This window comes from Bradyrhizobium sp. Ash2021 (assembly GCF_031202265.1).
In the GTDB taxonomy this organism is placed as follows: domain Bacteria; phylum Pseudomonadota; class Alphaproteobacteria; order Rhizobiales; family Xanthobacteraceae; genus Bradyrhizobium.
The window spans coordinates 2244636-2265997 of the sequence record NZ_CP100604.1 but is presented as its reverse complement, the minus strand read 5'-3'; the positions used below and the strand labels follow the sequence as shown (position 1 = coordinate 2265997).

Here is a 21362-nt window from a genome sequence, read left to right as displayed (position 1 = left end):
ACATGACGACAACAGCAGCAGCAGCAGGCGCAAACGCGGCCAGCCCGGTGGTTTCGGGGACGACCCCCCAAACCTCCTCTTCCAGTTCGTCCGGAAGTTCGCTGAGTTCAACCACCGGCGCCACGCTGGCAGGAAACTTTCAAACCTTTCTGACGCTGCTGACGACGCAGCTGCAAAACCAGAATCCGCTCGATCCGCTGGACACCAACCAGTTCACGCAGCAATTGGTGCAATTCGCAGGGGTCGAGCAGCAACTCAAAACCAACGATCAGCTGACAACGCTGGTGTCGCTGCAGCAGACCGCCCAATCGACTCAGGCGCTGGGCTTCGTCGGCAAGACTGCGGTGGTCGATGGCAGCACCACGGCTGTTAAGAATGGCAGCGCGACCTGGGAGCTGAGTGTTCCGACCAATTCCAACGTCAATATCTCGATCACCAATAGCACCGGGCAAACCGTCTTCACGGGCGCCTATGGCGTCAACGCCGGCAACCATCAGCCCTTCACCTGGAATGGCAAGGGCAACGATGGCACCCAGTGGCCGGACGGCCAATACAAGCTGACCGCCACCGGGGCGGACAGTTCCGGCAATACCGTCGCGATCTCTACCCAGATTCAAGGCGTGGTCGATTCTGTGGACCTCACCCAGTCGCCACCTTTGCTGTCCATCAATAACCAGACCTATACGGTCAACCAGATCAAGAGCATCGCGCAGTAGCCTGCGCGGCCCGGACAACCATCCGTTCGTTCAGATCCTGCTCCGGCCCGGCCTCCTCCAGAGGCCGGGCCGCATGGCATTACGGTCATTTTCAAGGAGATTCGTATTGAAGCCTTGGGCTTAGGCAAATTTTAAGTCGCTCGGCGTAGGTTGTTAGCTGTGAGTTCAGTGGTTGAGAGTTTGTGAGTACGCCATGACAGAACCCCATCGCCCGAGGGTAAAATACGTCATCGGGCCTGACGGCAGTCCGTTAACAATTGCGGACTTGCCCGCGCCCGGGACCAAACGGTGGGTGATCCGCCGCAAGGCCGAAGTCGTTGCCGCGGTTCGCGGCGGCCTGCTCTCCCTTGAGGAGGCCTGCAGCCGCTACACGCTGACGGTCGACGAGTTCCTCTCCTGGCAGTTTTCCATAGACCAGCATGGTCTGGCCGGCCTGCGGACCACCCGCATCCAGCAATATCGCCAGTAAGCGCGCCCAGAACCCGAAAGATTTGATGAAAATCGGCCTTGTCTTGCAAGGCCGATTTTTTTCATGCCGAACTTTCCCGCCAGGTTTTAACCGTCGTTAACCATATCGAAACCATCCCCTAGGCAATAATTGCCCAGTCGGTCCTTGGGGCCGAATCCCTGGGGGCAGTTGGTGCAAAGTCTCGTTGCTTTCCTGAGAGGTCTGGGTGCGTCACGCTTGATGGCGATGGTGGCGGTGACGACCGCGCTGCTCGGCTTCTTCGCGTTTGTCATCATGCGCGTCACCACGCCGCAGATGACGACCCTGTTTACCGACCTTTCGACCGAGGACTCCTCCGGCATCATCAAGGAGCTGGAACGGCAGGCGATTCCCTTCGAGCTACGCAACGAAGGCGCCGTCATCATGGTACCGAAGGACAAGGTCACCCGGCTGCGCATGAAGCTGGCAGAAGGCGGCCTGCCCAAGGGCGGCGGCGTCGGCTACGAGATCTTCGACAAATCCGACGCGCTGGGCACCACGAGCTTCGTCCAGAACATCAATCATTTGCGCGCGCTGGAGGGCGAACTCGCCCGCACCATCCGCGCCATCGACCGCATCCAGGCCGCGCGCGTCCATTTGGTGCTGCCGGAACGTCCGCTGTTCTCGCGCGAAACGCCGGAGCCGTCGGCCTCGATCGTGGTGCGGGTGCGCGGCAGCCTGGAGCCACAGCAGATCCGCGCCATCCGCCACGTAGTCGCCTCCGCCGTCAACGGACTGAAGCCGCAGCGGGTATCGATCGTCGACGAAGCCGGTCAATTGCTCGCCGACGGCGCCTCGGGCGAGGGCGACAACGCGGCCGGCGACGAGCGCCGCACCGCCTTCGAGAAGCGGATGCGCAACCAGGTCGAGGCGATCGTCTCCTCGGTGGTGGGCGCAGGGCGCGCGCGCGTCCAGCTCTCGGCCGACTTCGACTACAACAAGGTCACCCAGACCTCGGACAAGTTCGATCCGGAAGGGCGGGTGCTGCGCTCCAGCCAGACCCGCGAGGAATCCTCGGCGACCGCCGAAACCAACGGCCAGGTCACCGTCAACAATGAGTTGCCGGGCAACCAGAACAACAACGGCGCGGCACAGGCGCGCGACCAGAGCAAGAAGAGCGAAGAGACCAACAATTACGAGATCTCCCGCACCACCAAGACCGAGGTCACCGAGGCCGGACGGGTCAACCGGATCTCGGTCGCGGTGCTGGTCGACGGCAGCTATTCCAAGAACGAAAGAGGCGAGATGGTCTATGCCGACCGCACCAAGGAACAGCTCGACCGGATCGCAGCCCTGGTGCGCTCGTCGATCGGCTTCGACCAGAAGCGCGGCGACCAGGTCGAAGTCGTCAATCTCCGATTTGCCGAAGCGCCGGCCGTCCCCCCGGTGGCCGAGCCGACCGGCCTGCTCGGCATGCTGCAATTCACCAAGGACGACGTCATGTACGTCATCGAGCTCGGCGTGATGATGCTGCTCGGCCTGGTGGTGCTGTTCATGGTGATCCGGCCGCTGGTCAAGCGAATCCTGGCTGCCGAAGTCGTCCCGACCCCCGCCCCGCTACCCGCGCTGACCGACGCTCAATCCGCGGAGGCGCCCGGCCAGGCCCTGATTCCCGGTGGCGCCGCCCAATTGATCGACGTCGCCCAGGTTCAGGGCCAGGTCCACGCGCAAGCCGTGCATCGGGTCGGCGAACTGGCCGAGCGAAATCCGAACGAAACCGCTTCCATTGTTCGTCAATGGCTCAGCGAACCGGTCGAGTGATCTGACATGGCCGTACCGCAAACCACCAACGCCAACGACATCACCACCGTCATCTCGGCGCTGGCGAGCCGTCAGGCCAGCCGGCCCAAGGGCAAGCCCCTGACCGGGCCGAAGCGCGCCGCCATCCTGATGCTGGCGCTGGGCGAACAATATGGCGGCAAGGTCTGGGCGCTGCTCGACGACGACGAGGTTCGCGAGCTGTCGATTCACATGTCGACGCTCGGCACCGTCGAGGCCGACATCGTCGAAGACCTGCTGCTCGAATTTGTTTCGCGGATGTCCGCGTCCGGCGCGCTGATGGGAACGTTCGACGCCACCGAACGGCTGCTGCAGCAATATCTGCCCGTCGAGCGCGTCACCGGCATCATGGACGAAATTCGCGGTCCCGCCGGCCGCAACATGTGGGAGAAGCTCTCCAACGTCCAGGAAGAGGTGCTCGCCAACTACCTCAAGAACGAATACCCGCAGACCATCGCGGTGGTGCTGTCGAAGCTGAAGCCGGAGCACGCCGCCCGCGTGCTGGCGATCCTGCCCGAGGATCTGGCGCTCGACGTGGTCGGCCGCATGCTGAAAATGGAAGCGGTGCAAAAGGAAGTCATCGAGCGCGTCGAGCAGACGCTGCGCACCGAATTCATGTCCAATCTGTCGCAGACCCGCCGCCGCGACGCCCACGAAGTGATGGCCGAAATCTTCAACAATTTCGACCGCCAGACCGAGACCCGCTTCATCACCTCGCTGGAAGAGGAAAACCGCGAATCCGCCGAACGTATCAAGGCGCTGATGTTCACCTTCGACGATCTGATCAAGCTGGACTCCGCCTCGGCGCAGACGCTGATGCGCAATATCGACAAGGACAAGCTCGGCATCGCGCTGAAGAGCGCCAACGAGGAGGTCCGCAGCTTCTTCTTCGGCAACATGTCCTCGCGCGCCGGCAAGATGCTGATGGACGACATGGCGGCGATGGGACCGGTCCGGCTGCGCGACGTCGACGAGGCGCAGGCGCTGCTGGTCAATCTCGCCAAGGACATGGCGGCCAAGGGCGAAATCACGCTGACCAAGAACCGTGCCGACGACGAACTGGTGTACTGATGGCCGCACCCGCAAAATTCCTGTTCGACATGGACTTCGGAGTGCCCGACAAGGCGCGCGAGAAGCCCGCCACGGCGTCCGAGATCGCGCAGAACATCGCGTCCGCCGAGGCCCGCGCCTATCGCGACGGCTACGACGCGGCGCAGCGCGAGGCAAAGGCGGAAAGCGACCGCCGCACCGCGCTGGCGCTCGAAGAGATCGGGATCGCGATCAAGGGCATCGCAACGCGCTTCTCCGGCGTCGAAACCCGAATGGAGACCGAAGCGGTCGACGTCGCGGTCGCGGTCGCGCGCAAGCTCTGCAACGAGCTGATTTCCGGCGAACCGCTGGCCGAAATCACCGCCCTGGTCGCCGATTGCTTCTCGCATCTGGTCTCGACGCCGCACCTCGTGGTCCGCATCAACGATTCTCTCTACGAGGCCGCCCGCGAAAAGATCGAACGGCAGGCCGCCCAGAGCGGCTTCGAGGGCCGGCTCGTGATCCTGGCCGAGCCGGAGATCGCAACCGGCGACTGCCGGATCGAATGGGCCGACGGCGGCGTGGTGCTGGAACGCGCCGCCATCGAAGCCAAGATCAACGAACTTGTCGGGCGCTATATGGCGTCCCGCGATCAGGCCGGGTAGCGGCCATGAGGATTGAGCCATGAGTGACACCGACGCACAGGTTCCGCTGCCCGATCTCAACGCCGCCAATCCGGGGCCGGTCGACGACATCTCCTATAATGAAGACGAACAGGCCTCGCGCATTGCCGCCGATCTGGAGGCCGTGTTCGACGTGCCGGTACAGGTCTCGGCCGTGCTCGGCCGCTCCAAGATGGATGTCGGCGAGCTCCTGAAGCTCGGACCCGGCACCGTGCTGGAACTGGATCGCCGGGTCGGCGAAGCCATCGATATCTACGTCAACAACCGGCTGGTGGCGCGTGGCGAGGTCGTGCTGGTGGAAGACAAGCTTGGCGTGACCATGACGGAAATCATCAAGGCGGAACGCAACTAACGTTTTTGACGACACGCGCATGAGCGGCGCGAACAGACGAACAGGAGATTATCATGCGGCTTCTCATCGTTGGCACCCTGAAGGGCCAACTTACGACCGCCACCAAGATCGCGATGGACAACGGCGCGTCCGTGACCCACGCCGAGGTGATCGAGCAGGCGATGGCCGTGCTGCGCGGCGGCAAGGGCGCCGACCTGCTGCTGGTCGATGTCGCGCTCGACATCCGTGACCTGGTGATGCGGCTGGAAGCCGAGCACATCCACGTGCCGATCGTGGCCTGCGGTATCTCCAATGACGCCCGCGCTGCGGTCGCCGCCATCCATGCCGGTGCCAAGGAATACATCCCCCTGCCGCCCGATCCCGAACTGATCGCCGCGGTACTCGCTGCCGTCGCCAACGATTCACGCGACCTCGTCTGGCGCGACGAGGCGATGGGCAAGGTGATCAAGCTGGCGCAGCAGATCGCGGGCTCCGACGCTTCGGTCATGATCACCGGCGAGTCCGGCACCGGCAAGGAAGTGCTGGCGCGCTATGTCCACACCCGCTCGGCCCGCACCAAGCGGCCGTTCATTTCGATCAACTGCGCGGCGATCCCCGAGCATCTCCTGGAATCCGAACTGTTCGGCCACGAGAAGGGCGCGTTCACGGGTGCGGTGGCGCGGCGGATCGGCAAATTCGAGGAGGCCACCGGCGGCACGCTGCTGCTCGACGAAATCTCCGAAATGGACGTGCGGCTGCAATCGAAATTGCTGCGCGCGATTCAGGAGCGCGTCATCGACCGCGTCGGCGGCACCAAGCCGGTTCCGGTCGATATCCGCATCATCGCGACCTCGAACCGCAATCTGGCGGACGCGGTGCGCGACGGTACGTTTCGCGAGGATTTGCTGTTTCGCCTCAACGTCGTCAACCTGAAGATCCCGCCCTTGCGCGATCGTCCGGCGGATATTCTCGAGCTGGCGCAGCATTTTGCCAAGAAATATGCCGATGCCAATGGCGTGCCGCTGCGCACGATTTCCGCGGACGCACGGCGGGTGCTGACGTCCAACCGCTGGCAGGGCAACGTTCGCGAGCTGGAAAACACCATGCACCGTTCGGTGCTGATGGCCCAGGGCGACGAGATCGGCGCCGACGCCATCCTGACGCCCGACGGCGACCGTCTCGATCTCGCCAAAACGCCGCCCGCGGTAGCGCATGCGACATTCGCCGCCGAACAGGTCACGCGCGCCCTCGTCGGACGTACGGTCGCCGATGTCGAGCGCGACCTGATCCTGGAGACGCTCAAGCACTGCCTGGGCAACCGGACCCACGCCGCCAACATCCTGGGGATTTCGATCCGCACGCTGCGCAACAAGCTGAACGAATATGCCGACGGCGGCCTGCCGATCACGCCGGCCGGCTCGGGCGAGTATGCGCGGTTCGTGGCGGCGGGCTAGTCGTACTTTCAGCCGTCATTGCGAGGAGCACTTGCGACGAAGCAATCCATTCTTCTTTTTGTGGATCGATGGATTGCTTCGCGGAGCCTGTCATCGGGCGCGCGTTCGCGCGACCCGTTGGCTCGCAATGACGTTGATGGAGTCGTAACGTCCCCTCACGAATAACTCGGCGCATCCGGCTTGCGGAAAATGTGAATCGGATCGCCCGGCTCAAGGTGCAGATCGCGGCCGGTAAACATCGCATAGGCGTATAGTGCCAGATAGGCGATGGCGAGCGCGCCGACGCCGTAGAATACCCAGATCGCAAGACGTTTCATCAGGTAACCGCACCGGGTTGAGCCTGCCTTGCGACCTGCCGCAGCCCGCTTGGCGGGGCGAAGGCCCGCCGCATCTGACTGGCGAAAGCAATTTGCAGGAGCTTGCGTTCCATGCCGCGATCTCTCTTCGATGCCGATGCAGCCACGAGCCTTCTAATGCGTGGAGCCTGAAAAGGCCACGGCGGCCAAACGCCTGTGACCGGCTCCGGGTCACCGAATGTTCACCTTTTTGTTCCGTGAATCCGTTTGCTTCTCAACCCTTTGTTGCTAATCTACAAAAAAACAACGGGGGAGCGATCATGGCCTATGTCCAAACCAGTGGCACACATTCGACGAACTCATCTTCATGGACGCAGATACCCGGCCTCAGCCTGGTCATTCCCGAAGGCGTCGGGACGACCGCGATCATCATCCTGAACGTTCCCTGGCCATATGCAGGCGGCGACAATTATCCAGGCGGCAGTTTCGGCATTGAGGTGAATGGTAAGCTCTCGCCGGTGATTGCCGGGTTCACCTACAATGTTGTGAACGGCAACGCCCGGGTACCGACGACGCTGGTCGTCGGCATTCCCCTGGGCAACCAACCGCAGACCATCACTGCGGTATGGCAGAACGTGCGCGGCAGCAACGTGACCATCGATACGCCGGCGTCGCTGACTTCGATCATGGACTAGCGCGCTCGGGCGACGCAGCCTTCCGGGTCTAACGCACAACACGCCGGGTCGGGACGCTGACCTCGGCGAGCCGGAGCGCATCCTCGTCCTGATCGATCGCCACATATTGCCCGTGCCAATAGGCTAGCGCCGCACTGCGCGCTGAGACCTCGACATCCAGCACGCGTCCGATGATGATCGCGTGGGAATGCCGCTCGACGATCTCTTCCACCCCGCAATCGATCGCAGCCAGGGCGCCGACCAATAGCGGCACGCCGGACGCACGCGTCGACCATTCCGCGCCGGCGCCCTTCAGGCCATCCTTGCCGGTAAACCGCCTTTCCAAACCGCTGGATGTGGGCAAGGCGGTGGATCGCAGTTTTACGGCGGCGGCCGCGGGATCCAACTAGCACGACCGCATCGGCACCAGCAAAAGGGCCGGCGTCGAATGCCGGCCCTTCCGATTCGTCCTGCGGAGACCGCCTATCCCGCCGCGACCTTCTGCGCCGGTGCGACATTGACCGCCAGCTTGCCGTAACGATCCTTGAAGGCCTCGGTATCGATCTCCTCGAGCTGGATCGCGCCGCTCATCACGCCCTTCTTCCAGGCCTCGTGCTCGGGATCGTTCTGGAATTCCGGCATCACTTCCCTGGCGAACAGTTCCAGCGAGTCGCAGATGTGCCCGTGGCTGTTCTTGCCGGCCTGGTTGAGCAGGATCACCTGATCAATGTGCGAGCTGCGGAACCGGCGCAGCTTCTTGCGGATGGTTTCAGGCGATCCGATCAGGCCGCCGCGCAACGCCGCCTCCTGGGCTTCCGGATTTTCCCGCTTCCACTTGTTGTACTCGTCCCACATGTTGACGGTGCCCGGTGCCGGACGCGCCCGGTTCTGGCCCTGGCCGTAATAGCGCAGCGCGAACTGGAAGAAGGTGGCGCCATCGGCGCGCGCCCGCGCCTCCTCGTCGGTCCTGGCGCACATGAAGAACGACACCAGCGCCATGTTCGGATTGATCTCGTAGTCGGCGAGCTTCTTCAGCCGCTTGGTGATCGCATTGTAATAGGCGTGCACCCAGGCGTGCGCCGCGTCAGCACTGACGAACTGGAAGCCGAGCGCGCCGAAACCGTGCTGGCCCGCGCGTTCGATGGTCGGCAATTGCGAGCATGCCATCCACAGCGGCGGATGCGGTTTCTGGACCGGCTTGGGCACCACGTTGCGCAGGGGAATGTCGAAATATTTGCCGTGATGCTCGGTGCCGACTTTCGTAAACATCGGGAAGATCGCCTGCACCGCTTCCTCGAACACTTCCTTCTTGGTTTCCATGTCGCGGCCGAACGGCGTCAGTTCGGTGATCGAGGCGCTCTCGCCCATCCCGAATTCGCAGCGGCCGTTGCTCAAGAGATCGAGCACCGCGACGCGCTCGGCAACGCGCGCCGGATGATTGGTGGTGAGCTGAAAAATGCCGTGGCCGAGCCGGATTTTTTTGGTGCGCTGGGAAGCGGCGGCGAGAAAGGATTCCGGCGACGGCGAATGCGAATATTCCTCGAGGAAATGATGCTCCACCACCCAGGCATGGTCGTAGCCGCAGCGGTCGGCGGTCTCGAGCTGCGTCAGCGCGTTCTGGTAGAGCTTGAGCTCGTCGCCCTCTTCCCACGGGCGCGGCAATTGCAGCTCATAGAAGATGCCGAATTTCATGACGTTCGCTCCCAAGGCCGTTTGCTGGACCGCTTGTTGTTTTCGGTCAGTCTATTCGCGGCGCGGGCCAAGTCTAGTCTTCCAAGTCTAGCCTCGGTTGTGAAACTCCAATTCCGCGCTGCGGAAGTCGGCTTGATTGGAGCGCGCGAATGGTTAGCTTGTGGCGCGTGAGTCGCGGCCGCGCTCCGCTGCCCGCCTCACCCTCTGCCGAGATCCCATGACCATTTTTACGCCGCATCAGGACTCCGCGCTCAAAGCCGTTGCCGACTGGCTCAAGGCAAAGCCTGGCAAGAACGGCACGCCGCCGGTGTTCCGGCTGTTCGGCTATGCCGGCACCGGCAAGACCACGCTGGCGCGGCACATCGCCGACGCCGTCGACGGCGAGGTGAAGTTTGCGGCCTTCACCGGCAAGGCAGCGCTGGTGATGCGCAACAAGGGTTGCGACAACGCCTCCACCATCCACTCGCTGATCTATCGCGCCCGCGAATCCGGCGTCGAGCAGCCGAGCTTTGAACTCTGGGACGACGCGCCGGCCTCGAAGGCAAAACTGATCGTGATCGACGAATGTTCGATGGTCGATGCCGAGCTTGGCCGCGATCTGATGTCGTTCGACTGTCCGCTGCTGGTGCTCGGCGACCCCGCGCAATTGCCGCCGATCCAGGGCGGCGGCTTCTTCACGGATTGCGAGCCCGACGCGATGCTGACCGAAGTGCACCGCCAGGCGCAGGACGACCCGATCGTGCGGATGTCGATGGATATCCGCGAGGGCCGCGAGCTCGAGATCGGCCGCCACGGCGAAAGCGAAGTGGTCACGCGCAACGAATTGGATCCCGATCGGGTGATGAGCGCCGACCAGGTGCTGGTCGGGCGCAACAACACCCGCCGCGCCTACAACATGCGGGTGCGGCAGAAGCAGAACATCGAGGATCCCTTGCCGGTCGCCGGCGACAAGCTCGTCTGCCTGCGCAACAACCGCAAGAAGGGCCTGTTCAACGGCGGGCTGTGGCGGGTGAAATCGCGCGCGCAGTCGAAGTCGAAGATCATCACCATGCGGCTGTCGCCGGACGAGGACTTTGGCCACAAGGTAACCAAGGTCTCCGTGCGCGGCGATTGCTTCGGCGGCGCGATCGAGACCATCCCGTGGGAACAGCGCAAGCCCTATGACGAGTTCGATTACGGCTATGTGCTCACGGTGCACAAGTCGCAGGGCTCGCAATGGGACGACGTGGTGCTGTTCGACGAAAGCTTCGCGTTCCAGGACAGCCGCGCCAGGTGGCTCTATACCGGCATCACGCGCGCGGCGAAGCGGCTCTCCGTGGTGGTGTGAGTTCGTTGCTCCGTCTCGCCCCCGCAGACGTTGCGCAGGCGCGATTTTATTCACGAAACCGTGTGCTTCGGCCCGTAACAAAACCCGCCTTTCTCCGTATCTAGGGGCATCGGAGCGAGCCGCGGCGATTGCGAAACGCGGCTCCCGGTCTAGACTGCTCCCCAACCACCACCCCACGAGGAAACCATGTTCCGTAGCCAATTCAGCCGTCTTTCGCTGTGTGCCGCCGCCATCGGGGCACTGGCCGTCGCCGCCTTCACCGTTGCGCCCTCGCTTGCCGCGGAAGATGCCGTTGTCATCCCCGCCCCCGCGACCGACGCGCAGGCGGCCGGCGGGATCCAGACCGCGGTGATCGCGGGCGGCTGCTTCTGGGGCGTGCAGGGCGTGTTCCAGCACACCGCAGGCGTGGTCAATGTCGTGTCCGGTTACGCCGGCGGCGCCAAGGCGACCGCCGACTACAGCACGGTCTCCACCGGAACCACCGGCCACGCGGAATCGGTCGAGATCAAATACGACCCGAAGAAGATCTCTTACGGCAAGATTTTGCAGATCTTCTTTTCCGTCGCGCACGATCCGACCCAGTTGAACCGCCAGGGCCCGGACTCGGGCACGCAATATCGCTCGGCGATCTTCACCACCTCCGACGAGCAGAAGAAGGTCGCGGAGGCCTATATCGCCCAGCTCAACGCCGCCAAGGTCTACAAGAAGCCGATCGTAACCAAAGTGGGCCCGCTGGAGGGGTTCTATCCGGCGGAGGCCTATCACCAGGACTACCTGACGCTGCACCCGAGTCAGCCCTATATTGCCTATAACGACATCCCGAAGGTCGAGAACTTGAAGAAGATCTTTGCGGACAACTATATCGAGAAGCCGACGCTGGTGAGCAGCGCGAAAGTCACCAACTGAGGAATTAGTTCCCGTCATTGCGAGCGAAGCGAAGCAATCCATGCCGCAGCAAGCGGAGAGATGGATTGCTTCGTCGCTTCGCTCCTCGCAATGACGATCCAATCTGGAGGAGATTCCATGTCCGACACCAGAACGACTGCCAAGGTCGAGAAGAGCGAGGCCGAGTGGCGCCGCGAACTGACGCCGATGCAGTACGCGGTGCTGCGCGAGAAGGCGACCGAACGGCCGTTCTCCGGCGAGTACGAGCATGAGCAGCGCCAGGGCACCTATACCTGCGCCGGCTGCGGGCAGACGCTGTTCGAGTCGGATGCCAAGTTCGATTCCGGCTGCGGCTGGCCGAGCTTTACCGCACCTGCGGCGGATGGCCATGTCGACGAGGAACGCGACGTCAGCCACGGCATGGTCCGCACCGAAGTGCTGTGCTCGAAATGCAATGGCCATCTCGGCCACGTCTTCGAGGACGGCCCCGGCCCGACCGGCCTGCGCTACTGCATCAATTCGGCCGCGCTGAAGCTGCAGCCGAAATAACCTGCCTTTCTGTTCGAACGTATTCGAACTTGTCCTTCGCCCCGTGCGACCAAGAGCTGGTCGCGCGGGGTTTTCTTTTGCCTGAACGCTTCTTTCGGTTTGCCCGGCGCGCAAACAGGGAAGGTATTCGATGTTGCACATATCCAAACGTCTGTTGCTCGGTCTCGGCCTTGCCGGCCTCATCATGGAGAGCGTTGTGGTCCAGCCCGCCTTTGCCGCCGATAAGGTATCGCTGTTCAAGGTCATCACCGCGAAGGATGAAGTCGTCATCGGGCTTTCGGACGACGAGCTGGCACAGGTCGACGGCAAGAATGCCGGCGGCATCGCCAAGATGCTGGTCGCCAAGGGCTCGATGAGCGTGTGGCAATACGCGGTGCACAAGTCCGCGTCCGGCGATCTCGAACAGGCGCCGCTGCACAGAATAGGCCTGATCGCCACCGACTCGCTGCGCGTCGAACCCTATGCATCGCCGCTGAAGGTGCTGCCGATCGACGATACGAGGAAGTGACGGCATAGCCGTCATTCCGGGGCACGCGAAGCGTGAACCACGATGTGCAATTGCACATCGGGGAATCTCGAGATTCCGGGTCTGGTCCTTCGGACCATCCCGGAATGACATTCTCTCACTGAATTCGGCGGATCGACCCTGAGCCCTCGCGGTCCGGAATCTGCTTGGTTCCGGCCCGCGAGGGCGTAATATCGCTCCGTGGGCCGCCGTCGCGGGAGAATGCCATGTCGCTTGGGGCGATACTCATCATCATCCTGATTATCGTCCTGCTGGGCGGCTTCAGCGGCCGGATCGGCGGCTATGGCTACGGCATGGGCCATTCGGGCATGGGTCTCGGCGGCGTGATTTTAATCGTCCTGGTCATCCTGTGGCTGCTCGGCAAGCTGTAATTCGCATAGACCATTGAAATAACAGGATTATTTACGGTCGCCGTGGAGCCATGCGCGGATTCATCATCACCCCCGATATGCGCCGTCAGGAGTCGCATTTCTGTCAAACAGGCTTATATTGGGGCCTGAAATGACGTGCACGGCGCGCCGCCGGGATGCGGCCGACCGTCATCCAATCCCCATACGCTCTAACGCAAGAGCCAAAAAGATTGAGGTCACAGACCATGCGTCCATTCAGTTACGATACCGCCGCCGAACTGTTTCCTGCCGCGATCCGCAAGAAGAAGCGGGCGGGCTTTGCATATCGGCGTTTTGGCACCGCGGCCGAAGCGGTTCGCTTCGCGATCGAGGAACTGCCGGCGGACTCGCTGAACGGCGCCTATCTGCAGGTCGAGGAGGCCCGCTTCGACCAGAGCGGCATCCGCACCCTGTATGAGAGCGAAGCCTTTCCGCTGCCGCGCCGTCCCCGTGCGCCCGCGCCTTCGGATGCCGACGCCGACGCCGCCTGATATTTAGCGTCGCTGGACGTCACTGCCCTCGGACCTGGTCCGGGGGCTTTGTTTATTGGCGCGGCTGCTTGTCCATCCAGCGCTTCAGCATCCGCACATTGCGGACATTGGCGCGGAACATGACATCGAAGGCGTCGCCCGCGAGCGGCACCATTCCGACCACGCCATCCACCGCCACATTGGCCAGCATCCTTGCGGTGATATGCCAGGGCGCGCCGAGAGCGCGCGCCTCGCGCACCAGCCACAGCGAGATCGCGGTGGTGATGAGATCGCCGATCACCGGGATCAAACCGATAATGCCGTCGATGCCGTAGCGGATATTGGTGCCGGGCAGGATGAAGGCGACGTCGAGCAATTTCGCCAGCGCATCGAGCCGCGCCAGCCGCTGCTCGCGGGTGAGATTGCCGAACGGATTGGCGCTCGACGTGCCGAAATTGAACCGGAATCCCTCGAACTGCGGATGCAGCCCACTTTCCGGGATTTCGCGCCCGTCCTGGTCGATCACCTTGCCGCGTGCCTGCGCGCCGCCGAAGGGCGGCCGCGAACGCGTGCGGTTGGGGGAATAGATTTCGTCGTTGGACATGGCCATCAGATGGTAACGCCAAACCACGGCGCAAGTTGCCTTACATTACCACCCTGTCACCTTCCCCGCGCCGCTGACGGCGTCAACCCCAAGCGACGGCTGCCAATCCCGTCATTGCGAGCGCAAGCGAAGCAATCCATGGGGCGGCAAGCCAAGTGTGGATTGCTTCTTCGCTTTCGCTCCTCGCAATGACGTTCATGGAATTTCCTGATTCAAATTTCAAACAGCTGCCGACACGCCTTCGCGTTCTCGCGGCGCGACGCGCCCGAAGTTTTGCACGAACCTTGTCCCTCGAGAAAAGAGGGAGCAGGGAATGCCGGGTGCGCGCTGCACCCGCGGTCTCGTGTGCAAGATGCACAAAGGAAAACGCACACGAGCATACAGGTTCAGCGGAAACACTCCGGCATTCCCCGCGCAATGGTTTTACGGCTTATATCGCGCTCTCCCCGGCGACGAATTCGTCTTGTCACCGTCACTGCCGGCTTAATGGCGGAATCGAATCCGGTCGGATCGAACTCACCACCGACAGCTTGGCACCAGCAACGGGTGTCGGGACCACACGGTTTTGCCGTACGCTTTGGCGTCGTTCGTCCTGCGCGCCGTTGCTCGCTCACGGAAAACCGCCCTGCGAACACACTTGCGCGCCGACGCTGCCGCGTCCACCGCATCCCCTCCCACGTTCGTGACGACGCGCGACCGCCCCTCTTGCCGGGAAAGGACGGGGCGAGCTGGTAGCGCTGATTTGCCCGACGGGGCAAGCGGAATATTTTCTCAAGATAGGCTTGACAGAAAATCACTGATTTGCCCGACGGGCGCGTTTCACCTCTCGGTTAAGATGACGTCGAAATCACCGGCTGCGGTTCGTCGACATATTTATGCACCAGCCACGACGAGATCGTCGCGGGGACAAGGCCGACGATACCGTACAGGAAGAACTGCACCACGCCGGAGTCCGACCCGCGCGAGCCATAGAGCAATTCCGCCGCGGCGAATCCGATCACGCCTACGATCAGCATCCGCAGCATTGGGCGAATCCGCGGCATGTGCAGCAAAATGTCGTCCACCGCGCCGACCATCAGCCCCGGCACGATACCGAACAGATAGCTGAAGGGCAGCGTCTTGACGAAGGTTGCGAAAAACTTTCCGACCTCTCCCCAATTGGCCTGGGTCCAGTATCCCGACGACACCGTGGTCGCGAGCAGCAGCAGGAACCCGCCGAAGAAGGGGCCTATTGCGGCGAAGATCAGATAGCGTTTCATGTCGCCCCCTCAAACTCAGGACCTGATGCGCCCTCAGTCTTACGATGCTTTTGCGAAAAGTTCGACAGGCTTCAAGCATCATCCGGGACGAAGAAGGAAGACGTGGATGCCCGGCATGACGCGGAGATCGCGGTATGAAAAATGGGAACGTCAGGCGGTCGCAGATAACGCCCCAGCCCTACTCCCCCCACGCCGCGAACGCGTCGTTGAACGCGCGTTCGCCGGGGGCGCCTTTTTCGATCGCGATGATGGCGCGGCGCTGGTTGACGTAGACCAGCGGCACGTCGAACCACGAACGCTCCTTCAGGAGCTGCAGATTGCGCTGGCGGTCGGCGTCGACATTGGACAGGCCGACCAGGAAGAAGCCGTCGGTGACTTTCACCGCGAGCCCGGCCAGCGGCGTGCCGCGCGCCTGCTCGTTGGATTTCATCAGAATCCCGGGCACGTTGCCGACGCCGCCGCCGGCGAAATCCTGCGGCAGGATGAAGGTCAGTTCGGCGGTGTGGCTGGCCGGCAGCGAGGTGTCGGTATTGCGGCGGAACGACATCGTCATCTTGAACTTGCGATCGGGAATTTCGATGTCGGCGCGCACGGCGATGTCGGCCTTCTGGTTGCCGCTCGCCTTGATCGGTTCGGTGCGCCAGATCACCGAGCCGACATATTGCTTGCCCTTCGGGTCCGACGGATCCTCGTCATACAGCACCACGCGCTGCGCCACCGGCGCTACCTGCTCCGACGAGCCGGGCTGGCCGACGCGATCGGCGATCTTCGGCTTCGACTGCGGCGCCGAAGCATCCTTCGGCGCTTCCACGGCGGGGGAAGATTTGAACAGGCCGCTAACGATCGTGACGGCCGACTTGCCCCACAGGATCCCGGCGCCGACCAGAATCAGCACGATGCCGATCGCGATCGCGCTCTTGAACGGAAACACCGTGCCGGCGCGCGCGCGCTTTCTCAGCTCGCGATCGCTGCCCTGCCCGATCCGCGAGCGCGGCTGCGGCGGCGGCGGCATCTGCTGCGGCGGCGGCGCGTAGCGATCGGCTTCCTCGATCGATTCGTCGTAGGAATAGGGCGCTTCCGGATCGGCGCCGCGGTTTTCCATATTCGGCTCGAGCCGGTCGAATTCCGGCGAGGGCGAAGGAACGTTGGCGTAGGTTTTCCGCGCGTTGCGGCTGGCTTGCGCGGCGGCGCGGCCGAGATCGTCGGCGTCGGCGGCGATGTCGCGGAAGCCGCGCACGCCCAGCGGCTGCGGCATTTGCGGCGCGGAATTGTCGGGGCCGCGGCGCGGCGCGCCGGTGCGCTCACGGGTCGGCGGCAGTTGCGGGTCCTGCATCCCGGCCGGCGGCTGCGGACGCGGCGGCGCGGGCGGCGGGGTGTCGGGGCGCAGATTGCGCGGCGGGCGCTGCGGGTCGCCCTCGCCGAGCGGCGGGCGGGCATCGCGCGGCGGCGGCGGTCCCGGCGGGCGCGGACGGGGTGCCGCCGAAGGTGGCGGTGCCGCCGATGACGGGCCAGACTCCGGGCGCGCATTGGCGCGGCGGAACGCATCGCCGCCCCGCGCAGCTCCGCCGCCACCGGGGCGCGAGGCCTCGCGGGCGCGCTGGGCGGCCTCGGATTCGACCTTGCGCACGGCCTCTTCCAGCGACAGCCGCTCGCGGGTGATTTCGGATTCGGACAGCGGCGGCTGCACGCCGCGCAGCTGCGCGATCAGCGCGGCGCGGGCCCGCTCGTAGAGCGCACGGCGGCTCTCGCCGGGGGCACTGGGGTCCAGTCCGGCAATGGCGCGGGCGATCAGCGGGTAATAATCAGCCATAACGACTCAACAATGCGGACTTATGGGTAACAACTCGTTAAGCCTCGAACGGGTTTTGAACCAGAATAGTATCTTCGCGTTCGGGGCTGGTGGAAAGCAGGGCGATGGGGCAGCCCACCAGTTCCTCGACCCGCCGGACATATTTAATGGCCTGGGCCGGCAGATCCGCCCAGGAACGGGCGTTGGCGGTCGGCTCCTTCCAGCCCTCGATGGTCTCGTAGACCGGCACCACCCGGGCCTGGGCACCCTCGCCGGCCGGCAAATGGTCGATTTCCTTGCCGTCCAGCATATAGCCGGTGCAGACCTCGATGGAGTCGAATCCGTCCAGAATGTCGAGTTTGGTCAGCGCCAGGCCGGTGATGCCGCAGGTGCGGACCGTTTGCCGCACCAGCACCGCGTCGAACCAGCCGCAGCGCCGCTTGCGCCCGGTGTTGACGCCGAATTCCTTGCCGCGGCGGCCGATCTCCTCGCCGATCTCGTTATTCAGTTCGGTCGGGAACGGGCCCTGGCCGACCCGGGTCGTATAGGCCTTGCAGATGCCGAGCACATAGCCGACCGCGCCCGGGCCCATGCCGGTGCCGGTCGCCGCCTGCGCCGCCACGGTGTTGGACGAGGTGACGTAGGGATAGGTGCCGTGGTCGACGTCGAGCAGCGCGCCCTGCGCGCCCTCGAACAGGATGCGTTTGCCCTCGCGGCGCTTGAGGTCGAGCAGCCGCCACACGGTTTCGGCATAGGGCAGAAGCTTCGGCGCCAGCGCGGTCAGCTCCTTCAGGATGCCGCCGCCGTCGATTTCTTCCAGATTGAGCCCGCGGCGCAGCGCGTTGTGATGCGCCAGCAGGCGGTCGATCTTGTGCGGCAGGGTGTCGAGATCGGCGAGGTCCATCAGGCGGATGGCGCGGCGGCCGACCTTGTCCTCATAGGCCGGCCCAATGCCGCGGCGGGTGGTGCCGATCGCGGTGGCGGCGTTGGAGGATTCCCTGAGCGCATCGAGTTCGCGATGCAGCGGCAGGATCAGCGTGACGTTTTCGGCCACCCGCAGGTTATCCGGGCTGATGGCGACGCCCTGGCCCTTCAGCTTGGTGACTTCATCGAGGAAGGCCTGCGGGTCGAACACCACGCCATTGCCGATCACGGCGAGCTTGGACGGCCGCAACACGCCGGACGGCAGCAGCGCCAGTTTATAGGTCTCGCCATTGATGACGAGCGTATGGCCGGCATTGTGGCCGCCCTGGAAGCGCACGACGATGTCGGCCTGCTCCGACAACCAGTCGACGATCTTGCCCTTCCCCTCGTCGCCCCACTGGGCGCCGACGACGACAACATTGGCCATTTCGAAAGTGTTCCCTGCAACTCAAGTTGTTTCAGACATGACCTCGCCGGAAAAGAAGTGCTCAGTCTTTCCGGATCATGCGGTAGCGTGCCCAGCCAAAACACGGCCGGGGGGCCGTTCGCATGCAAGGCAGCCCAACCGGATAAAGGAAGCGGGTGATCTAGGCAAGCAAGAAGGGGGCTTTTAGGCCGCTTTGGATGGTATCCAACCCATTGATATCCCCCGAAAATTTATGGCCGCGCCAAGGCGGTGCGGCGGCAGGGCGCGAACACGGAGCGATCCCCCGGATGTCCAAAACGACGCGTGCGACACAGGCGCTGGAAAAGCTCGGTGTCAAATTCAGGCTGCACACCTACGCTTACGATTCCGACGCTGACCGCATCGGCCTGCAGGCCGCCGAGGCGCTCGGTGTCGAGCCGTATCGGATGCTCAAGACGTTGATGGCCGAGGTCGACGGTAAACCCGTCTGCGTCGTGGTGCCGTCGGACTGCGAAGTCAGCATGAAGAAACTGGCCTTAGCGTTCGGGGCCAAGGCCGCGAAGATGATGCGCCCGGACGACGCCGAACGGCTCACCGGCTACCATGTCGGCGGCATCAGTCCGTTCGGCCAGAAGAAACGCGTACCGGTCGCGATCGAGCAGGCCGCGCTCGGCCACGCCACAGTGTTCGTCAATGGCGGCCAGCGCGGCCTGCAGATCGAACTCGACCCTAGCGACGCGGCGAAGGCGGCGGGCGCGATTGTGCAGGCGCTGACGGCGTGAGTGTCAGCGCCTGACGTCCGTTGCTCAATTCGGTTTGTCTTCGCTGGCGAGGCCAACGCTGACGAAATCGGCGAGCCCGGACAATTCCTCCTCGGAGATGTCGTTGATCGTCAGGCGAAGCTGCATGATCGCCAGATCGATCAGATGCGCGGCAAACGAAGCGCCCGTGGCAATGACGATGCCGCGCTGCTCCACCAGTACCGCAATGACTCCACGCAGACTGCGGGCACTCACTTCGTCCATGTGTCTTGCTTTCATCTTGGCCATCCCGGTTGCTGTGTTCATTGGAGCGCATCGGCGGGAACGACGCCGACCGGCGGAACGTAGGGCAGCTCCACGCCGGCCTCGAACAGCGCGCTGTTGCGCCGCCGCGCCTGCCGCAATTCGATCGCGATGTTCATCGGCGGCGGCACCAGCGTCACCGAGGCTTTCGGCCACGGCGCCGGGTTCGGCGAAACGCCGGTGAAGCCATAGGCCGCGGCCATTTCCAGCGCGAGCAATTGCAGCTCCAGCATCGCAACTCCCATACCCGCGCAGGCGCGCGGGCCGGCGCCGAACGGCACATAGGCATCGGTGGTGTAGCGCCGCGTCATCAGGAAGCGATCGGGCTGCTCCCAATGCCTGGGATCGCGCTGCAATTGCCACGGGCAGATCAGCAGCGAGGTGCCGACCTTGAGATCGCGCCCGCCGAACGAGACCGGCGCCATGACCTCGCGCGAGAACCACCAGGCGCTCGGATAAAGCCGGCACACTTCTTTCACCAGCGTGGCGCTGACGTCGGCGCGCCTGACCGCCTCGACGCGCAGCTCGCCATTGTCGCCGAGGCACTCCGCCGCCTCGTCGGCGACCTCGTCCATCAGGGCCGGCTCCGCGGCCATGTGGTACAATAGCCAGGCCGCGGTCGATCCGGTGGTGTGGTGGCCAGCCAGCAGCAGCGTCAGTATCTCGTCGTGGAGATCCCGGTCGCTCAAGCCGAGCGCCTCGAGATCCCTGAGCGCGCTGGTCGAACCGGCGCTGGCGCGCAGACGCTGGACCACGGTCGACATCGCAAGCTTGGCGCAGACCCGGTTCTTGTTGCGACGATACCAGGCCAGCGGACCAATCGGCAGCACGCGGAACATCTCGTCGGCGAGATCGTCCTCGATCGTTCCGACCGCCTGCACCAGCGCCTCTTCGTCGCCGGAGGAAATCACCTGCGCGCCGAACACGGCGATACAGATCGTCCGCAGCGCCAGCGTTGCCGTGAAGCGATGCGGATCGAACGATCCGAGACGAGCGATCCTGGCGCCGACGGCGCGGATCTCAGCGCACATCTGCGGCAGATATTTTTCGACGGCGCCCTTGGCCATGTGCTTTTGCAGCACCGACCGCCGCCGCTTGTGCTCCTCACCATGCAGCATCAGCGAACTCTCGCCGAGCACGGGCGTCAGCTTCTTGATCAGCCGGCCTTTGCCGACCTCGGTCTCCGGCGCCTTCAGGATCGGCCGGATCAGATCGGGATCGTTGACCAAAAGGACCGGGCTTGGGCCGAGATGCAGTGGCTCGAGCCCCAGCGGCGCGGCGTTGCCGCGCTCCAGCAGAAACTGCAGCGGGTCACGCCGAAATGCTCGAACGTCCGAGAACATGTGTGGCATCGGTTATCTCCAGTTGCCGTCCAAGATCGAGAAATTTGCCAAGGCCCGGATTGTCGCCTTGGTTGACCGGGATTTCGCCGGCGACCGCGGTCAGCGAGCGGCCCCGGCTGTCGGCGCCGATCACTTGCGGGGGGCCGAAGCGTCGAGTGCGGATGTTCATCCGCTGTAGGAAACGCTCGTAGCTGAGATCGGCCATCGCGACCAAAGCCTCGGCGCCGCGCAGTTCCGCAAAGCGGAACATCAGCGCGTAATTGAGCCGCGCCGACCATGCTTGGGCGGCGGCCGGCAGGACGCCGAACCGGCTGATTTCCCAGACGTTTCGCCGGTTCGGAAAGCGCCGCACCGCGAGCTGGGGAAACACCGACTGGGTCAGATAGGGGTAATCGGTCCGGATTGCGCGGAAGCCGCCGACGAGGTCCGATCCGAAAAACAGCAGGCAGTGTTCGGTGTACCAGGCATCGAACTGGTCGCGCTCGACCTCGCCGATGGTCGAGAGCATCCAGCCGCAATGGTCGACGAACAGGCGCTTGCGGAGCCGGAGCATCGCCTGCACATGGGCAGGGTCAAGCTCTTCGGTGGTGAATAAAGCATGGTACCGATCGAATGGGTGCGGCATGCCATGTCTCCAGATGACGGGATCATCTGGAACAGAAACTGGAAATTGTGATACCCCCTAA

The 21362-nt window shown here is 63.7% G+C and carries 24 protein-coding genes and 1 pseudogene; 15 read left to right on the top strand and 10 right to left on the bottom strand.

Features of this window, described 5'->3' with window-relative positions; translation table 11 throughout:
• Positions 1 to 2: 2 nt before the first annotated feature.
• The 7 genes from NL528_RS10980 (at position 3) to NL528_RS10950 (ending at position 6479) form a co-directional block, all read left to right on the top strand.
• Positions 3 to 716 (top strand): flagellar hook capping FlgD N-terminal domain-containing protein, encoded by a 714-nt coding sequence (locus NL528_RS10980; RefSeq protein ID WP_309182699.1) that lies wholly within the window; start codon positions 3 to 5, stop codon positions 714 to 716.
• 193 nt (positions 717 to 909) lie between these two features.
• Positions 910 to 1185, top strand: coding sequence for a DUF1153 domain-containing protein (locus tag NL528_RS10975; protein WP_002714638.1), 276 nt, complete (start codon positions 910 to 912; stop codon positions 1183 to 1185).
• Between the two features lie 171 nt (positions 1186 to 1356).
• The gene (fliF, locus tag NL528_RS10970; RefSeq protein ID WP_309182698.1) at positions 1357 to 2964 is read left to right on the top strand and encodes a flagellar basal-body MS-ring/collar protein FliF; all 1608 of its coding nucleotides are present in this window, start codon (positions 1357 to 1359) and stop codon (positions 2962 to 2964) included.
• 6 nt (positions 2965 to 2970) lie between these two features.
• Entirely contained in the window at positions 2971 to 4053 is a 1083-nt protein-coding gene (gene fliG, locus NL528_RS10965; RefSeq protein ID WP_309182697.1) for a flagellar motor switch protein FliG, read from the top strand.
• On the top strand, positions 4053 to 4676 hold the full coding sequence (locus NL528_RS10960) for a FliH/SctL family protein (protein ID WP_309182696.1): 624 nt from the start codon (positions 4053 to 4055) through the stop codon (positions 4674 to 4676). Before fliG ends, NL528_RS10960 begins: the two co-directional genes overlap by 1 nt.
• A 19-nt stretch (positions 4677 to 4695) precedes the next feature.
• Complete coding sequence (gene fliN / locus NL528_RS10955) at positions 4696 to 5046, top strand: flagellar motor switch protein FliN (RefSeq protein ID WP_309182695.1); 351 nt, start codon at positions 4696 to 4698, stop codon at positions 5044 to 5046.
• A gap of 53 nt (positions 5047 to 5099) precedes the next feature.
• Positions 5100 to 6479, top strand: a complete 1380-nt coding sequence (locus NL528_RS10950) for a sigma-54 dependent transcriptional regulator (RefSeq protein ID WP_309182694.1) — start codon at positions 5100 to 5102, stop codon at positions 6477 to 6479.
• A gap of 155 nt (positions 6480 to 6634) precedes the next feature.
• Here NL528_RS10950 and NL528_RS10945 read toward each other — a convergent pair whose 3' ends face one another.
• A complete protein-coding gene (locus tag NL528_RS10945) occupies positions 6635 to 6796 on the bottom strand; it encodes a hypothetical protein (RefSeq protein WP_171986016.1) in 162 nt (53 codons plus the stop codon).
• A gap of 299 nt (positions 6797 to 7095) precedes the next feature.
• On the opposite strand from NL528_RS10945, the gene NL528_RS10940 reads away from it, so the two are divergent.
• Complete coding sequence (locus NL528_RS10940; RefSeq protein ID WP_074279138.1) at positions 7096 to 7470, top strand: hypothetical protein; 375 nt, start codon at positions 7096 to 7098, stop codon at positions 7468 to 7470.
• Positions 7471 to 7498: 28 nt separating this feature from the next.
• Here the strand turns inward: NL528_RS10940 and NL528_RS10935 are convergent.
• Both NL528_RS10935 and NL528_RS10930 read right to left on the bottom strand, forming a co-directional pair.
• A pseudogene (locus NL528_RS10935) lies at positions 7499 to 7795 on the bottom strand (flavin reductase family protein); the annotation flags it as partial.
• A 137-nt stretch (positions 7796 to 7932) separates the two neighbouring features.
• Positions 7933 to 9141, bottom strand: a complete 1209-nt coding sequence (locus tag NL528_RS10930) for an LLM class flavin-dependent oxidoreductase (protein WP_309182693.1) — start codon at positions 9139 to 9141, stop codon at positions 7933 to 7935.
• A 217-nt stretch (positions 9142 to 9358) separates the two neighbouring features.
• Here NL528_RS10930 and NL528_RS10925 point away from each other — a divergent pair, with 217 nt between their 5' ends.
• From NL528_RS10925 to NL528_RS10900, 6 genes are all read left to right on the top strand, one after another.
• The gene (locus NL528_RS10925) at positions 9359 to 10468 is read left to right on the top strand and encodes an ATP-dependent RecD-like DNA helicase (protein ID WP_309182692.1); all 1110 of its coding nucleotides are present in this window, start codon (positions 9359 to 9361) and stop codon (positions 10466 to 10468) included.
• A 186-nt stretch (positions 10469 to 10654) separates the two neighbouring features.
• On the top strand, positions 10655 to 11374 hold the full coding sequence (gene msrA / locus NL528_RS10920; RefSeq protein WP_309182691.1) for a peptide-methionine (S)-S-oxide reductase MsrA: 720 nt from the start codon (positions 10655 to 10657) through the stop codon (positions 11372 to 11374).
• A gap of 117 nt (positions 11375 to 11491) precedes the next feature.
• Entirely contained in the window at positions 11492 to 11902 is a 411-nt protein-coding gene (gene msrB, locus NL528_RS10915) for a peptide-methionine (R)-S-oxide reductase MsrB (RefSeq protein ID WP_309182690.1), read from the top strand.
• A gap of 130 nt (positions 11903 to 12032) precedes the next feature.
• Positions 12033 to 12410 (top strand): hypothetical protein, encoded by a 378-nt coding sequence (locus NL528_RS10910; protein ID WP_309182689.1) that lies wholly within the window; start codon positions 12033 to 12035, stop codon positions 12408 to 12410.
• A gap of 224 nt (positions 12411 to 12634) precedes the next feature.
• Positions 12635 to 12799: a DUF3309 family protein gene (locus NL528_RS10905; RefSeq protein ID WP_074279130.1), complete on the top strand. Its 165-nt coding sequence runs from the start codon at positions 12635 to 12637 to the stop codon at positions 12797 to 12799.
• Between the two features lie 224 nt (positions 12800 to 13023).
• On the top strand, positions 13024 to 13308 hold the full coding sequence (locus tag NL528_RS10900; RefSeq protein WP_074279128.1) for a hypothetical protein: 285 nt from the start codon (positions 13024 to 13026) through the stop codon (positions 13306 to 13308).
• Between the two features lie 52 nt (positions 13309 to 13360).
• Here the strand turns inward: NL528_RS10900 and NL528_RS10895 are convergent, their stop codons facing one another.
• The 4 genes from NL528_RS10895 to NL528_RS10880 all read right to left on the bottom strand — a co-directional run bounded on the left by NL528_RS10895 (position 13361) and on the right by NL528_RS10880 (position 18290).
• Positions 13361 to 13897 carry a DUF4112 domain-containing protein gene (locus tag NL528_RS10895; RefSeq protein WP_309182688.1) on the bottom strand — a complete coding sequence of 179 codons (537 nt, stop codon included), beginning with the start codon at positions 13895 to 13897 and terminating at the stop codon, positions 13361 to 13363.
• A gap of 824 nt (positions 13898 to 14721) precedes the next feature.
• Entirely contained in the window at positions 14722 to 15150 is a 429-nt protein-coding gene (locus tag NL528_RS10890; protein ID WP_309182687.1) for a DUF5413 family protein, read from the bottom strand.
• Between the two features lie 178 nt (positions 15151 to 15328).
• The gene (locus NL528_RS10885) at positions 15329 to 16960 is read right to left on the bottom strand and encodes a hypothetical protein (protein ID WP_309182686.1); all 1632 of its coding nucleotides are present in this window, start codon (positions 16958 to 16960) and stop codon (positions 15329 to 15331) included.
• Between the two features lie 37 nt (positions 16961 to 16997).
• Complete coding sequence (locus NL528_RS10880) at positions 16998 to 18290, bottom strand: adenylosuccinate synthase (RefSeq protein ID WP_309182685.1); 1293 nt, start codon at positions 18288 to 18290, stop codon at positions 16998 to 17000.
• Positions 18291 to 18577: 287 nt separating this feature from the next.
• Here NL528_RS10880 and ybaK point away from each other — a divergent pair, with 287 nt between their 5' ends.
• Positions 18578 to 19051 carry a Cys-tRNA(Pro) deacylase gene (gene ybaK / locus NL528_RS10875; RefSeq protein WP_309182684.1) on the top strand — a complete coding sequence of 158 codons (474 nt, stop codon included), beginning with the start codon at positions 18578 to 18580 and terminating at the stop codon, positions 19049 to 19051.
• A gap of 24 nt (positions 19052 to 19075) precedes the next feature.
• Here the strand turns inward: ybaK and NL528_RS10870 are convergent, their stop codons facing one another.
• From NL528_RS10870 to NL528_RS10860, 3 genes are read right to left on the bottom strand one after another with little or no spacing between them, the layout of a single operon-like run.
• Complete coding sequence (locus tag NL528_RS10870; protein ID WP_309182683.1) at positions 19076 to 19309, bottom strand: hypothetical protein; 234 nt, start codon at positions 19307 to 19309, stop codon at positions 19076 to 19078.
• Between the two features lie 23 nt (positions 19310 to 19332).
• Positions 19333 to 20685 (bottom strand): cytochrome P450, encoded by a 1353-nt coding sequence (locus NL528_RS10865; RefSeq protein WP_309182682.1) that lies wholly within the window; start codon positions 20683 to 20685, stop codon positions 19333 to 19335.
• On the bottom strand, positions 20645 to 21301 hold the full coding sequence (locus tag NL528_RS10860; protein WP_309182681.1) for an acyl-homoserine-lactone synthase: 657 nt from the start codon (positions 21299 to 21301) through the stop codon (positions 20645 to 20647). The genes NL528_RS10865 and NL528_RS10860 overlap by 41 nt, the downstream gene beginning before the upstream one ends.
• Between the last annotated feature and the right edge of the window lie 61 nt (positions 21302 to 21362).

What these genes read in the sequence shown, in the direction of transcription:
- NL528_RS10945 (WP_171986016.1), bottom strand. Translation starts at nt 6,796, where the DNA reads ATGAAACGTCTTGCGATCTGGGTATTCTACGGCGTCGGCGCGCTCGCC.
- NL528_RS10880 (WP_309182685.1), bottom strand. Translation starts at nt 18,290, where the DNA reads ATGGCCAATGTTGTCGTCGTCGGCGCCCAGTGGGGCGACGAGGGGAAG.
- NL528_RS10895 (WP_309182688.1), bottom strand. Translation starts at nt 13,897, where the DNA reads ATGGCCATGTCCAACGACGAAATCTATTCCCCCAACCGCACGCGTTCG.
- NL528_RS10860 (WP_309182681.1), bottom strand. Translation starts at nt 21,301, where the DNA reads ATGCCGCACCCATTCGATCGGTACCATGCTTTATTCACCACCGAAGAG.
- NL528_RS10980 (WP_309182699.1), top strand. Translation starts at nt 3, where the DNA reads ATGACGACAACAGCAGCAGCAGCAGGCGCAAACGCGGCCAGCCCGGTG.
- NL528_RS10975 (WP_002714638.1), top strand. Translation starts at nt 910, where the DNA reads ATGACAGAACCCCATCGCCCGAGGGTAAAATACGTCATCGGGCCTGAC.
- NL528_RS10925 (WP_309182692.1), top strand. Translation starts at nt 9,359, where the DNA reads ATGACCATTTTTACGCCGCATCAGGACTCCGCGCTCAAAGCCGTTGCC.
- NL528_RS10885 (WP_309182686.1), bottom strand. Translation starts at nt 16,960, where the DNA reads ATGGCTGATTATTACCCGCTGATCGCCCGCGCCATTGCCGGACTGGAC.
- NL528_RS10865 (WP_309182682.1), bottom strand. Translation starts at nt 20,685, where the DNA reads ATGCCACACATGTTCTCGGACGTTCGAGCATTTCGGCGTGACCCGCTG.
- NL528_RS10900 (WP_074279128.1), top strand. Translation starts at nt 13,024, where the DNA reads ATGCGTCCATTCAGTTACGATACCGCCGCCGAACTGTTTCCTGCCGCG.
- NL528_RS10890 (WP_309182687.1), bottom strand. Translation starts at nt 15,150, where the DNA reads ATGAAACGCTATCTGATCTTCGCCGCAATAGGCCCCTTCTTCGGCGGG.
- NL528_RS10950 (WP_309182694.1), top strand. Translation starts at nt 5,100, where the DNA reads ATGCGGCTTCTCATCGTTGGCACCCTGAAGGGCCAACTTACGACCGCC.
- NL528_RS10870 (WP_309182683.1), bottom strand. Translation starts at nt 19,309, where the DNA reads ATGAAAGCAAGACACATGGACGAAGTGAGTGCCCGCAGTCTGCGTGGA.
- NL528_RS10930 (WP_309182693.1), bottom strand. Translation starts at nt 9,141, where the DNA reads ATGAAATTCGGCATCTTCTATGAGCTGCAATTGCCGCGCCCGTGGGAA.
- NL528_RS10940 (WP_074279138.1), top strand. Translation starts at nt 7,096, where the DNA reads ATGGCCTATGTCCAAACCAGTGGCACACATTCGACGAACTCATCTTCA.
- msrB (WP_309182690.1), top strand. Translation starts at nt 11,492, where the DNA reads ATGTCCGACACCAGAACGACTGCCAAGGTCGAGAAGAGCGAGGCCGAG.
- NL528_RS10910 (WP_309182689.1), top strand. Translation starts at nt 12,033, where the DNA reads ATGTTGCACATATCCAAACGTCTGTTGCTCGGTCTCGGCCTTGCCGGC.
- fliN (WP_309182695.1), top strand. Translation starts at nt 4,696, where the DNA reads ATGAGTGACACCGACGCACAGGTTCCGCTGCCCGATCTCAACGCCGCC.
- ybaK (WP_309182684.1), top strand. Translation starts at nt 18,578, where the DNA reads ATGTCCAAAACGACGCGTGCGACACAGGCGCTGGAAAAGCTCGGTGTC.
- fliG (WP_309182697.1), top strand. Translation starts at nt 2,971, where the DNA reads ATGGCCGTACCGCAAACCACCAACGCCAACGACATCACCACCGTCATC.
- NL528_RS10905 (WP_074279130.1), top strand. Translation starts at nt 12,635, where the DNA reads ATGTCGCTTGGGGCGATACTCATCATCATCCTGATTATCGTCCTGCTG.
- NL528_RS10960 (WP_309182696.1), top strand. Translation starts at nt 4,053, where the DNA reads ATGGCCGCACCCGCAAAATTCCTGTTCGACATGGACTTCGGAGTGCCC.
- msrA (WP_309182691.1), top strand. Translation starts at nt 10,655, where the DNA reads ATGTTCCGTAGCCAATTCAGCCGTCTTTCGCTGTGTGCCGCCGCCATC.